Below are 12070 nucleotides of genomic sequence, written 5' to 3'. Positions count from 1 at the left end.
CCTTTATGGCTATATCAATATCTCATCTAGGCTACAAAAAACTCTCGCGAGTGATTTTTGAGTGGCAAGCTGCTGATAGGGCGTCGCTATTGGCACTGTTTGTCTTAATGGAAGTCTTTTCACATTGGCTTTGGTGTTTGTTTGTTTGGTGGCAGCGCGATGTTTATGTGTCTTCTGTCGACATGGATCTGCTTTATCCTTCATGGATCGGGGTGACCCTGACAGGTATCTTCTTTTTTTGGATGGCAAGCCGCTTGTCGCCCTTGAGAAAAGACGGCCATTCGCTACATAAGTGGCAAGCTGTTTTGGTAGCGGTCTACAGTATTTATATTGCTGTGGTTATTTTAGTCATGGGTCATAGTAGCTTGGTGTCAGGTGTGTCGTTGGTTGGTGGAGCGATGCTCGCGATGATGCTCATACGCCGGCGCTATGTATGGAAAGCGTTTTTGGGTCATATCGTCTTGATTGTGGTATTTACTGTTTTTCCTTATTTTGGATTTGTATTGCCCACTTTGCGTCAGACAGCCGTCACTAACGCTAATGCGTTTCCTGTCGTGACCTATACTTATATGGGCTATAGCGCAGTCACGTCAGTTGAAAGTAGTATCTATAATTCTATTTTGCAAAACAGTAAGTTAAGCTGGGAGACGTTGAGTCAATTGCGTTTTTCTTCTGCATTTTTTTGGCGTGCCACTCACCTTTATATGGCCTTGCCCAAAGCTATTTTTATTATTTATACCTTTCGTACCTTACTGCTTATATTGGATGCCAGTAAAAAAGAGATACTGCAGCATGCCAATCAAGATGAGCTGACACAGCTCCAAAGTCGCCGCTATGGTTTGATGCAAATGAAAGAAGCCTTGATCGCTATAAAAGATCAGCAAGACTTTAGCGTCATTTTATTGGATTTGGATTGGTTTAAAGAAATCAATGATAAGTATGGCCACGAAGTTGGTGATCGTGTTTTAGCGGAGGTGGCACAGACACTATTGCAGTCATTAGCTGAGGAAACGATTATTAGCCGTTATGGCGGTGAAGAGTTTTTGATTGTGTTGCCCGATACAAAACATGATAGCGCGATGCTCATTGCTGAACAAATACGTCTCAGCATCGCCAATCAGATCATCAATGTTGAGGATGACATCACTTTCAATGTCACCACCAGTTTGGGGCTGTATACGCTGACGCACGAGGAGCGTAACTGCATCAAGCAAACACAGGAAATACTGGCTCAACAAGAAGCGCCCCACACTACTATACAGACGAAGAAAGCTAAGTCACGTGCGATCAAGTTCACACGCGATCAAGTCAATCACCCAGCCTCTATCGATCAGCCTCCTCATGACATTTGCCAGCGTCTCATTCGTGCAGCAGACAAAGCGCTGTATGAAGCCAAAGGCCGTGGTCGCAATCAAGTGGTCAGTGCCAATGAGATGTGTGACTCAGAAGAAGGAGTGGCAACTTCTCTTTATGGTACGTAATCTAAATCCGCTATGATGAATTTTAGGTAGTTAATTGCTGTACCACGCTTGCTAAAACGCTGGTCGCAAAGCTACCGGTTGTCAACGTAAAGCTCAGTACCAATGTCTCCTCATCATCCCAATGCCAAGATAGTGCCTCGATAGGCAGACGTAGCGCGCGTCGTTGCGCTTTTATATCGCGTTTCTCTAAGCCTGTTGCCAGTTGTGATAGTAGCGGATTGTTTTGGACAGTGCTGTTTTCGATGGTGGCTGCTGTAGCACTGACCTTGTCATTATCCGTACCCCACAAGACGCCCGTTGGATGGATATCACCGCTGTTAAGACGCGCGCGTAACGTGTCATCTATCTCTTCGCTAGTAAATATCGATCCCGACCCATCTAAGTTAAATACTTCACCTGCTAGACCCTGGTTCCAACTGCCATCACGGACTCGCGCTGCCAATATCTCATTAAATATCAAGCTACGGGCTGCGGACAGCTCCATGGTGTTCTGCTCACGTGGTGCACGCTTGCGTTTGCTCTTCTTGGGTTGTGGTCTTGCCTCGCGCGGTGGGCGCGCAAACAGTGCCAATGCTTCTCTCACATTATTGCCTTCACGACCAAAGCGCTGTGGCCCAAAATAATTGGGCACACCAGTTGCACTGATGGTTTTTAAATGTTGTTCGAGGTGCTGCTTGGCAAGGCGTGTTTGCTCTGGCGTTTTAGTGGCTAATTCTTCACATTGAACATTACGCAAAGTAATAATAAATTCATTGGCTCTATGCGTGCCGCGGTTCAGTTTTTTATTGTGCCAATGCTGGGCAAGAATGATAACCGACTCATTGTCGCCGATATCCTCTGGAGCAAATTCAGTCGTGGGCAGTTGCTTTTTTGGTATTCGTAGGCTAAACCACTGCGTTGTCACTGCATGACGGTCTTTGAGTCCTGAATAACCCACATCACGTAATGGAATATCAGCCCACTCTGACAATAATTTGGCAAGATAAGCGGTATTCACGCCTGACTTTTGAATATGTAGCCATAAATGCTCACCATCATTAGTAAATTCCAACGGCAGTATCTCGTTGACGATAAAGTCCGTGGCGTGGGTTTTATAACTCGCTTGTGCTAGCGGTGGTTTGACTGGCTGTGGCAATTGCGAGGTATCTGTAGCAGCTGTGATATCTATATTTGAAATATTGGATGCAGCCTCTGTGAAAGCGGAGGGAGAGTTAGTCGTCATTTTTATATTTTCGTCTTGAGAAGTCATAACTGAGTCTTTTATTTTAAGAAGATGTTTTAAAGGGGCGCGATAAAGGTATTAGAGAACAGTAAAGAATTACGTTTTGCAACGTAGGGAACATACAAAAAAACATGGTGAACCAGCGGATATTGATATTATCAATAACAATGCAGTTATGGATTTAGCGTTACTTCATTTGAGACGACTGCCTTTAACATGCACTTATCAAACAATAACTATAACCGTTAAGGAAAACCTATGAGTAATGCAACTATTCCGACCGTCACTATCAGTAAGGCTGACATCCCAAATGGTGGGATGAAATCTTACAAACAAGATGACGATAGTATCATTTTAATCACTCATAACGAGGACGAGTTTAGCGCATTTGACGGTAAATGTCCGCATGCAGGTGCAGATTTAGGCGAAGGTCTACGCTGTGGTAACCGCGTGGTCTGTCCATGGCATCATGGGACTTTTGACAGTCGCGATGGCACGCTATTAGAACCAGTGGCAATGGAAGGCTTGACTCAGTATAAGCTGACAGAGGATGGCGACAGCCTGATAGTAGACACCTCATCAGCAATAAACAAGCAAATAAAAAATGACCAACTGACCGACACCCAGACCATCATTGTGGGCGGTGGCGGAGCAGGCTTTATGACGGCGGATCAACTGCGCAAAACTGGCTACGGTGGCAAAATCACACTCATCAGCGCCGATAACACCGCACCTTACAACCGTCCTTTATTGTCCAAAGCATTTTTGGCAGATCAGATGGGAGAAGACAAATTATTGCTGGGCGGAACTGAGTGGGCCAGTAATAACAACATTGAGCTACGTCTCAATCAAGTAGTGAGCGAAGTAATGCCAAACGAATGTACCATCGTCATGAAAGACAACAATGGCATTAGCAAGCGCCAAACGGCAGATTTCTTAGTAGTGGCAACAGGCGCTGAGCCAAAAAAACCGTCATTTGCAGGCGTTGATCTTGAAGGGGTGTATACGCTACGCAGTATGGATGACGCAAAAACCATCAAAGCTGACAGTGATGGCAAGCATGTGGTGATCGTAGGAACAGGCTTTATTGGAATGGAGGCGGCGTCGGCATTGATACAAGCAGGTAATGCAGCCTCTGTCACCATTGTGGGCCGCAGTCGCCGCGTTATGGGTAACATTGTCTCTGAAGCGGTCAGTAATGCCTTGATCAATCTGCATGAAGAAAAAGGCGTTAAATTCGCATTTGGTGCTGGGGTTGAGACGATTGATGATAAGGATGGTTCAGTCAGTGGTGTCACGTTATCAGATGGTAGTACGCTTGCAGCCGATATCGTTATTTTAGGTACTGGGGTAGCGCCACGTACTGATCTATTAAACGCGGTCAATGATCCCGATGGCGTACAAGTCGATGGTCATTTACAATTGCGTGATGGTGTCTATGCGTTAGGGGATATTGCTAAAGCCCCCACTCAAATGGGACGTATGCGTATTGAGCATTGGCGAGTGGCATTGCAGCATGGATTGGTAACGGCAGCTGCGATACTGAACGATGAGACTGTCGATTCACTTGAAGATCGCATTCCTTTCTTTTGGACGGCGCAATATGGCAAAAGCCTACGCTATAGTGGGCATGCGGCAACGCCAGACAAGGGTATCTTATTCGGCGCACCGAATGATCTTGATTACATCGAATACTATTTCGATGATGAAGGGGAAGACACGCGCGCTAGTGCAGCAAGCTCACTTGGGCGTGACAAAGAATTGGTTGCTTTCTCTGAGCTGCTTCGCCGTGGTCATGCGCCCACGCGCGCACAAATCAATGCTGGATTCGATATTATCGAGCAAGCGAATGCCTTGTTGTCCTAGTATTTGGCAGACAATACGTATTACTATTAAGGCTGGCCTGATAACTTAGGTCAGCTTTTTTAATAAGTAAAAAACAAAAGGATAAGAAATGAATCAAGCATCTGTATTTTTACGGCAGGCCAGTGCTGATGACAGTGAGGCATTAGAGCAGCTACTTAACCGCTGTTATCGGCAAACAGAAGGCTGGACCAATGAAGCTGACTTAATCGGTGGCATTCGAATTACTCCCAATGAGCTGGCAAACACCATTGCCAATCCCAAACATTATCTTTTTGTGTATCCAAAGACGACGATAGGCGATCGGGACGGAGAGGAAACAGGGGAATTGCTTGGTTGTATTGCGGTCGATATAAAAGTTGATGCTGACGCGAAAAAAAGCGCCTATATCGGTATGTTTGCGGTCCATCCTGAGTTACAAGGACAAGGCGTTGGTCATCAAATATTGCAAGCCGCAGAGACATTTGCAGAGCGCCATTTGCAGTCAGACATACAAGTGACGCATAAAAATCCTGCGCGTCTTACCATGTCTATTTTGAGTCATCGTCCTGAGCTACTGGCTTATTATCAGCGCCGTGGCTACAAGCTTAATGGTCGTAAGATGCCGTTTCCAAATGATGGTAATAATGGCGAGCCCAAACGTCAGGATTTAGAGTTATTAGAATTAGAAAAAATCGTTAGCGAGTAGCGCCTATCGTTGATGTTCTATAAAAGACACATATTACTGGGATATATTTTACGCAGCCTCTATCGCCGAAGATAAAGCAAGCAAGGAAAATGTATCCCAGTAGCACATTGTCATGTGTTTTTTTATATAAAACGGGTTATATCTTTATCGACCCCAAAAATGACCAAAAGTCATAAGCAACCCAATACTCAGTAAAATAAATGCCACGATGATTAAGCGCTTAAACCAGTTAAACGCTGGTAGGCGTGTGGCATTATCATCAGACATGAGGTAAGCAAAAAAGAATAACAAGCTTGCCGCCAGCGTCATGATGCCAAGACCAATCGGCAATATAAAAAGGTAGACCTGCCACACAATTATCTCTCAACAGTCATTGTTAGTCGTATCATAGCAGTAACAGGATTGCGCTGTCAGTATAGTCACGCCACTATAAAAGTGTTACGACATTAACCTTGTTTGAAGTATGACATATACCTCTGCACTCGGTTGTCTCATAACACTTTCAAATTGAATCGACGACATGAGTAGTTTTTAAACCTGTCCTCAAACTAAAAAATGGGCAAGGCTGCAATCCAAATAAATAGCATGAAATTAGATTGGGTTTTGAACGTTAATTATATATAGTTCAGGTAACTTTATAACTATAGTGAAAGTGACGTGAAGCAGGTAAAAAAACTGACCGTGATAGCGTTATTGATTCCACTATCTACGGCATGTTCGAGTCCGCCTTCCGAAAGCATCGTTGAGGGACTCATCATCGCTCAATATAAGCAAGGCGATCAGATAGTGAGTGAGGCTGTGGCAAATGCAGGCAATGATAAAACAGCAATAGCCATGAGCAATATGATGGAGCGCATGATGCCAAAGCTTGAACGTATCGAAAATATCAATTGTGATACGACAGAAGGCTGGAATACTTATATGTGTACAGCGGATATCACACAGACGATTGCTGGTACTAGCCGAATCGATAAGACGCGCTTTAAATTGTCTAAAGTAAATGGTGAGTGGGCCTTGAAGGATTAAAAATATATTCGTGTGATCTGTCGCTTTTTAATTTTCTTATGTTGTTAAGGATGTCTATGACTCTCTCTTTTATCCCTAAAAAATTATTCAAGGCATCCGCTTTACCAGTTACCTGTCTTTTTTTACCTTGTTTAATTTGTCCTGCCATTGCGCAAACGTATCAAATCCAAGGTTTTTCGGATGATTATGATGCCGTTATTAAACCTATAAACGATGAAGACAGCGAAGCAAATAGTGTCATCAATATTATCGATACCAAGACCAAAAAAATCTTGATTAGCCAACCTGCTGACATCGACATAGATTATGAGCTAGATAACGGCCAAGAGCGTCAGCTGGGTAAAAAAATCAGCGCCAATATTGTCAGTATCCCGTACGGGGAACACAGCGTATTGATTTATGAGGATTTTAACTTTGATGGGCAAAGAGACTTGGCACTGAAAGATGGACGCAATGGCTGCTACGGTGGGCCTTCTTATCAAGTGTATTTAAAAAAAGGCGCTGCATTCGCTCATAGCGAAGCCTTTACCGAATTGGCACAAGGATATTGCGGATTTTTTGACGTTGATGAAGATAGCCAAACCTTGAGTACCATGACCAAAAGTGGGGCGGCGTGGCATCAATATTCAGAGTATAAAGTGATCGATAATAAGCCCGTAGCCGTCCATATCCTTGAGGAAAAGTATAACGATAGAGGATTGGTTTCTATCACTGAAAAAACAAAAGTAAATGGCAAAATGGTGGTCGATAATTATGAAATGCTACCACCGACTGACCACTCAGAAGAAAATGAGATGTCTTCTTTTGTTTACAGGTTTGATTTGGAAAGCGGTAAAAAAATGGTGCTAGACAGCAGTTATAGTAATGATACTGACGGTAAGCAGCTGTTTTATGTGTTTGCAGACAAACGCGGTAGAGTTGAGCTGTTTTATGATGGTCGGTTCGACTATGATGCATCAACGCAAACGCTTAGTTTTATCAACAAGCCCGTGCGTTATCAAATCAACCAAAAAGGCATCACAGTAAAACAGTCTAATAAAACCACTTTGTTAAAATCGCAGCCTAGAAGTCAGCATGGTAGCTTGGACAATCTTGCTCAGTTTAAGAATGTTAGAATTAGATAAGTGTAATCGAATAGATGACAGCCATTCTGGCATCTATACAATCGCACGGCGTCTATAAAATAACAGTCCAGGAATAGACAAGCCAAGCACCAAACCAGAAGTCACAAACAATGCCTCAAACAAATACACCATCATCTGACTAAATAATTCGTCCGAAAAACCAAAATAGCCAATCTGCACCATACTGACCATCGCTTTATAAGCAGCAATACCGGGCATCATACAGATGACACTGGGTGAGATAAGTGCTTTGGGCGGTAAGGTATACTTCTTAGAAAAATACACGCCCAAGAAGCTGGCAAGCATCGCCCCAAAAAAGCTGGCGATCACAAGGTGGACATACTGATGGACAAGTGCCGTCTTGAGTCCAAATCCGAAAGCCGTCATGAGCAGACACGGCAAAATATAGCGTTTGGGTACGCTAAACATCAGCGTCCAGCCAAGCGTAATGATGCAGGCGAGCACCACCGTTTCAATGAACCACATCTCAAAACCCCCAGTGCTGTATGCGCATTAATACCAGCGCCATCACGATACCAACGCACGCTGATAAGGTTAGCATATAGGTAAACACGGCACGACCAATGCCAATATTGACATAGCCTTTTAAAATATCTGAGAAAGAGTTGATCAAAGGAAAGCTTGGTATCAATAACAACACGCTAGATGCAACTGCGATATCGGCATTGTTACCAATATCAAAATAATAGGTCGTCGCGCCAATGAGCGAGGCAATAAAAGCGGTCACAATGACGGTGATAAAAGGGTTAAAGTGATGCTTGGACAGATAGATACGGGTGAACATCGCCACCATACCTGCGATAAAGGTCACCGCCGTAATCGACCAACTACCGCCATTTAAATAAGCGAACGCGGCACAAGATGCGCCCACAAATATGCTCACTAACCATGTCGGATACACTGTTTTATCCAGCTCATCAAATGCAAGCGTGGTACGGTCAATCAAATTATCATTATCAACAGTGGCTTCTGTCTTATTGATGATTTGCTGGATTTGTACCAATAAATTGACATTGATGCTTTGGTTGATCGTGTCTCTGGTGGTGGTGATACAGCGCTCATCACAGATGGTCGTCAGGGTAATAGCGTTGAAGTTCAGCGAGCATTCGACGCTGTTCATCCCCAAGGCGAGCCCCAAGCGTTTGGATAAGTCCACCACCACGGCAGACTCAGCGCCATACTGCATAAGGAGTAAGCCGCAGCGCACGCATAATCGAGTGATACGCTGCTGCTTGACGTAGCTGATAGAAGTCATGGGTGAGATACGCAAGTTGGCGATTGATACGCTATTATAAAGGGTCTGAATATTGATGCGCAGATATTATCAGGCATTATCAAATATTATATTGGCTGCTATGATAACGCGTAAACCGTTTTGCCAAGGAGAATAAAATGCATATCGCCATTTTGACATTGACGTTTTCATTGCCCGGATGTGGCTCGCTAAAAGAAAAGCGCCAACGGATGGGTGGCTTGCATGAGCGCTTCGGTCGTAGTCCAAGCGTCGCGGTCTGTGAGAGTGGCGAGCGTGATCGGCATGATGCCAGTGAATGGACGTTTGTGATTGTCGGACTGTCAAAACGTGAGATCGAGTCGCAGTGTCGTGAGATCGAAGAGAAGATAGAGCGTATTGTGGATGCGCGGGTGGTGAATGTTGAGCGGGAGTTTTTTTAAAGTGTAACTATAGTTCGATCTATACATTTTTTTATACTGTGGAAAATGTTTAGTAGAACGAACTATCTAAATTGACTCTTCAATTATAATTCTGACATTATGAAATCAATGATTTTTTGTTTTCTTCGTTGGATTAATTGTCTTGTCCATACTTCATAGTCAGTTGTCATTCTTCGAATTTCTAACTGTTGTTCTAAGTAAGTATAACTATCTCGTTTTTCTTTAAACGGTTTATTTCCTATTGAGCGGTTATGGTGCATTGATAGGAGTATGTAGTTACCTAGACAGTCAAGATATTGTGTACGAAACTCTTCATCATATCTATCATAACCTGTTTCTGGATTTTCAATTTGGGGAGCAATGTGCTCTAGCTCAGGTTGTTCAATGTTATCAAAACGTTGAGCAAGATATCCTTTTTTACCATGAACCTTTAAGTAATGCTCATATTTCCAGAGAATGTATTTGGCAGTGGAGTGGTTAATTTTACCTTGGATTGAATTTAGTAGCTGTTCATTATTCCAGTAAGACCACCACCAATTACTAGAATCAATATTCTTCAAATATTCTATTCTTCCAATGATAGGCTCAACATTAGTATTTTCTAAGGTAAAGTTTTGGTAAACGCTACTTAGTCGAGAAGTAATATCTGCTCTAGTACCTATGAGTCTGTGACGTAATACTATAGATTCGAAGCTTTTGCATAGGGAGTTAATGTGCTCTATAGGTAAGCCAAAATTATAAGCTTTGATTATAAAGGGTGTGACAATGCCAATACGCCCAATAGTAACTAATGAATGAATTTCAGTATTATCCTTTTCATCTATCGATAAAAACCTTGTTAAAGCTTCAAAGCTTTTAGTAAGAGACTGGGTGAATAGTTTTATGAATTGAATAGGGTCTTTCTCTGACAATTCTTTATTAATTCTATCGATCGGGCTTGTCTCCCAAAGTGAATTAAAATACACACGCAAAGTATATATTAATACTTCGTCTTCCTTGATACAGTTCTCAATTAAAGAAATTGATTTATAGACTTTTTCAAATCTATTTTTAATTTCCTCCAATAAGCTATCTTTATTGCTGTTACCATATAGGTGAATGTTAAACATAAACTGTGCTTTTATAACCTCTAAGCTTGAAGGTTTTTTCCCCCTATTATTTTGAAAGATGAACATTTGGATTGCTTCTGCTTCATCTTTTACTGGATGAGTTGTACAAGATGCTTGTTGTATAACACCTAATAGTTCTAACAAATATGTTTCGTCTTTATTAGAGAAATAAGAAGTGAAGAATTCAAAAGCTTTAACTATACGTTTGGCTGATTCAGTTTCGAGTAGATATTTATTGGTTTTTTCTTGGTTTATAATACAGTCTATGAAGAGCTGTTTATCATAATCTACTGTTACAAACCTATATATAGATGATCCTCTAACAATCATGTCTTCTTTAATTATTATTTCTTGTTCAGTTAAATCTCTAATAGACTTTATCTTTTGAAATAAAGCGGATAAAAATATGACTATGGTTGTCAATCTTTGTTGTCCATCAATTACACCAAATTTGCTCTCTGTTCTTTCTTCAAAGAGGAAGTGTCCGAAATAGTATTTGGATTCTGTACTACTTCTTTGGTAGTCTTCTAAATCAGATAAGAAGGTGTTAACTTGCTTAAAGGGCTTAGATTGGTCTGTCTCTGTATCCCAAGAATATGCTCTTTGATAAGCTGGAACAAAGATATGATTACCTGCTAACATTTTCCTTACTGTGGTTGACGCTTCCATTCAGATTACCTTCTTATTAGAGTAAGTATTTTGTATTTATCTATGATTGACATTGATTAAGAGTTAAAAAAGCTATATCTGCTAACAGATTATACAAATTTGTGTTTTTAATATAGAGTTTATTTGAGTCAAAGGGCTTTTCCTCTGAAAGTGGTGTAGTCTCGACTGTGACGGATATATCGGCAGATAGTAGCGACACAAAAAAAAGGCCACTCCCGAAAGAGTAGCCTTTTATCAATAACTCATTAATTTGTCTTAGCTTACGTCTTTTAACCTTTGCTCAAGCATCGGCTTTAAGAATTCACCAGTATATGAGATTTTTACTTCCTCAGGCGTACCTTCAGCGATAATCATGCCGCCACTTAAGATCAACTATCTAATTAAAGATATATTGTGATATTTATAGTTATTTTGAACCTATAAATATTCTAAAACAATCATGCTTAACTAGAAATATGTTTGTTTAATCAATTATACTTAAGGATTAATAGATACATAAAGGACTGTCATGACAATTACCACTATCCAGCTATTTACCTTCATTATTGCTGTATTCATATTTATTATGACGCCGGGTCCTGGTGTCTTTGCCACTATTGCCAAAGCCATGACACAAGGCTCTTGGGCGGCGCTGCCTTTAATCATTGGCCTTGCCGCAGGGGACACTATTTATATGGTGTTCTCCGCTTATGGACTGAGTGCATTAGCAAGCAATTTCAATACACTGTTTACTATTGTTAAGTTTGTAGGTGCAGGTTATTTATTCTACTTGGCATACAAGATGTGGACGACGGTGCCAAGTGAAATTATCACTGGGGATATAGCGTTAAAGAATAAAAATGAGGGTTTAAAAAGTGTGATGTCAGGCTTTTTGGTTTCCATTAGCAATCCAAAAGTTATTTTATTCTACATAAGCTTATTACCCAGCTTTTTTCCAGTAACCAGTCTTACAGGAGTAGATATTACAATTCTATGTCTGGTTATTTTTAGCTGTGCCATTATTGCGATGATGATGTATGCCTTTATGGCGAGTTACGCGCAAAAACGTCTAAAAAGCCCTAAAGCCCGTCAGAAATTTAACCGAGTAGGGTCTTCATTTATGGGGTTGGCTGGCACATGGTTGATCGCGAAGGGTTAGATTTACCATATAGTATGAGATAAAGCGAGCGACGCTCAACAGATGCCTTTGATTC

Annotated in this window: 12 protein-coding genes and 1 pseudogene; 7 read left to right on the top strand and 6 right to left on the bottom strand. The window is 41.7% G+C overall.

Features of this window, described 5'->3' with window-relative positions; all coding sequences use genetic code 11:
- Nucleotides 1-5: 5 nt before the first annotated feature.
- Nucleotides 6-1481, top strand: coding sequence for a GGDEF domain-containing protein (locus tag A3K91_RS11015; RefSeq protein WP_084387340.1), 1476 nt, complete (start codon nucleotides 6-8; stop codon nucleotides 1479-1481).
- A 22-nt stretch (nucleotides 1482-1503) separates the two neighbouring features.
- Here A3K91_RS11015 and truD read toward each other — a convergent pair whose 3' ends face one another.
- Nucleotides 1504-2703, bottom strand: coding sequence for a tRNA pseudouridine(13) synthase TruD (truD, locus tag A3K91_RS11010; protein ID WP_062845993.1), 1200 nt, complete (start codon nucleotides 2701-2703; stop codon nucleotides 1504-1506).
- Between the two features lie 258 nt (nucleotides 2704-2961).
- On the opposite strand from truD, the gene A3K91_RS11005 reads away from it, so the two are divergent.
- A complete protein-coding gene (locus tag A3K91_RS11005; RefSeq protein ID WP_062845302.1) occupies nucleotides 2962-4569 on the top strand; it encodes an FAD-dependent oxidoreductase in 1608 nt (535 codons plus the stop codon).
- 88 nt (nucleotides 4570-4657) lie between these two features.
- Nucleotides 4658-5254: a GNAT family N-acetyltransferase gene (locus A3K91_RS11000; RefSeq protein ID WP_062845301.1), complete on the top strand. Its 597-nt coding sequence runs from the start codon at nucleotides 4658-4660 to the stop codon at nucleotides 5252-5254.
- A gap of 144 nt (nucleotides 5255-5398) precedes the next feature.
- On the opposite strand, the gene A3K91_RS10995 is transcribed toward A3K91_RS11000, so the two are convergent.
- The gene (locus A3K91_RS10995; RefSeq protein WP_228139858.1) at nucleotides 5399-5608 is read right to left on the bottom strand and encodes a hypothetical protein; all 210 of its coding nucleotides are present in this window, start codon (nucleotides 5606-5608) and stop codon (nucleotides 5399-5401) included.
- A gap of 303 nt (nucleotides 5609-5911) precedes the next feature.
- Here A3K91_RS10995 and A3K91_RS10990 point away from each other — a divergent pair, with 303 nt between their 5' ends.
- On the top strand, nucleotides 5912-6280 hold the full coding sequence (locus A3K91_RS10990) for a hypothetical protein (RefSeq protein WP_228139857.1): 369 nt from the start codon (nucleotides 5912-5914) through the stop codon (nucleotides 6278-6280).
- 56 nt (nucleotides 6281-6336) lie between these two features.
- Nucleotides 6337-7404 (top strand): XAC2610-related protein, encoded by a 1068-nt coding sequence (locus A3K91_RS10985; protein WP_062845299.1) that lies wholly within the window; start codon nucleotides 6337-6339, stop codon nucleotides 7402-7404.
- Nucleotides 7405-7437: 33 nt separating this feature from the next.
- Here the strand turns inward: A3K91_RS10985 and A3K91_RS10980 are convergent, their stop codons facing one another.
- Together A3K91_RS10980 and A3K91_RS10975 are read right to left on the bottom strand one after the other, a co-directional pair.
- Nucleotides 7438-7890, bottom strand: coding sequence for a threonine/serine exporter family protein (locus tag A3K91_RS10980; protein WP_062845298.1), 453 nt, complete (start codon nucleotides 7888-7890; stop codon nucleotides 7438-7440).
- A gap of 1 nt (nucleotide 7891) precedes the next feature.
- Nucleotides 7892-8680, bottom strand: coding sequence for a threonine/serine exporter family protein (locus tag A3K91_RS10975; protein WP_062845297.1), 789 nt, complete (start codon nucleotides 8678-8680; stop codon nucleotides 7892-7894).
- Between the two features lie 137 nt (nucleotides 8681-8817).
- On the opposite strand from A3K91_RS10975, the gene A3K91_RS10970 reads away from it, so the two are divergent.
- Nucleotides 8818-9099, top strand: coding sequence for a DUF503 domain-containing protein (locus tag A3K91_RS10970; RefSeq protein ID WP_062845296.1), 282 nt, complete (start codon nucleotides 8818-8820; stop codon nucleotides 9097-9099).
- Nucleotides 9100-9182: 83 nt separating this feature from the next.
- On the opposite strand, the gene A3K91_RS10965 is transcribed toward A3K91_RS10970, so the two are convergent.
- On the bottom strand, nucleotides 9183-10877 hold the full coding sequence (locus A3K91_RS10965) for a DUF262 domain-containing protein (protein ID WP_062845295.1): 1695 nt from the start codon (nucleotides 10875-10877) through the stop codon (nucleotides 9183-9185).
- A gap of 255 nt (nucleotides 10878-11132) precedes the next feature.
- Nucleotides 11133-11237: pseudogene (locus tag A3K91_RS14370) on the bottom strand (hypothetical protein); the annotation flags it as partial.
- Nucleotides 11238-11385: 148 nt separating this feature from the next.
- On the opposite strand from A3K91_RS14370, the gene A3K91_RS10960 reads away from it, so the two are divergent.
- Nucleotides 11386-12015 (top strand): LysE family translocator, encoded by a 630-nt coding sequence (locus A3K91_RS10960; protein WP_062845294.1) that lies wholly within the window; start codon nucleotides 11386-11388, stop codon nucleotides 12013-12015.
- Nucleotides 12016-12070 lie beyond the last annotated feature (55 nt).

Origin of the sequence: Psychrobacter alimentarius, from assembly GCF_001606025.1 — a bacterium.
GTDB classification, from domain to species: Bacteria; Pseudomonadota; Gammaproteobacteria; order Pseudomonadales; family Moraxellaceae; genus Psychrobacter; species Psychrobacter alimentarius.
The sequence above is the reverse complement of the archived record's forward strand: the minus strand, read 5'-3'. Positions and strand labels throughout refer to the sequence as shown.

Coding starts and splice junctions, on each gene's coding strand:
- A3K91_RS11015 (WP_084387340.1), top strand. CDS start 6: ATGGCTATATCAATATCTCATCTAGGCTACAAAAAACTCTCGCGAGTG.
- truD (WP_062845993.1), bottom strand. CDS start 2,703: ATGACGACTAACTCTCCCTCCGCTTTCACAGAGGCTGCATCCAATATT.
- A3K91_RS11005 (WP_062845302.1), top strand. CDS start 2,962: ATGAGTAATGCAACTATTCCGACCGTCACTATCAGTAAGGCTGACATC.
- A3K91_RS11000 (WP_062845301.1), top strand. CDS start 4,658: ATGAATCAAGCATCTGTATTTTTACGGCAGGCCAGTGCTGATGACAGT.
- A3K91_RS10985 (WP_062845299.1), top strand. CDS start 6,337: ATGACTCTCTCTTTTATCCCTAAAAAATTATTCAAGGCATCCGCTTTA.
- A3K91_RS10980 (WP_062845298.1), bottom strand. CDS start 7,890: ATGTGGTTCATTGAAACGGTGGTGCTCGCCTGCATCATTACGCTTGGC.
- A3K91_RS10975 (WP_062845297.1), bottom strand. CDS start 8,680: ATGACTTCTATCAGCTACGTCAAGCAGCAGCGTATCACTCGATTATGC.
- A3K91_RS10970 (WP_062845296.1), top strand. CDS start 8,818: ATGCATATCGCCATTTTGACATTGACGTTTTCATTGCCCGGATGTGGC.
- A3K91_RS10965 (WP_062845295.1), bottom strand. CDS start 10,877: ATGGAAGCGTCAACCACAGTAAGGAAAATGTTAGCAGGTAATCATATC.
- A3K91_RS10960 (WP_062845294.1), top strand. CDS start 11,386: ATGACAATTACCACTATCCAGCTATTTACCTTCATTATTGCTGTATTC.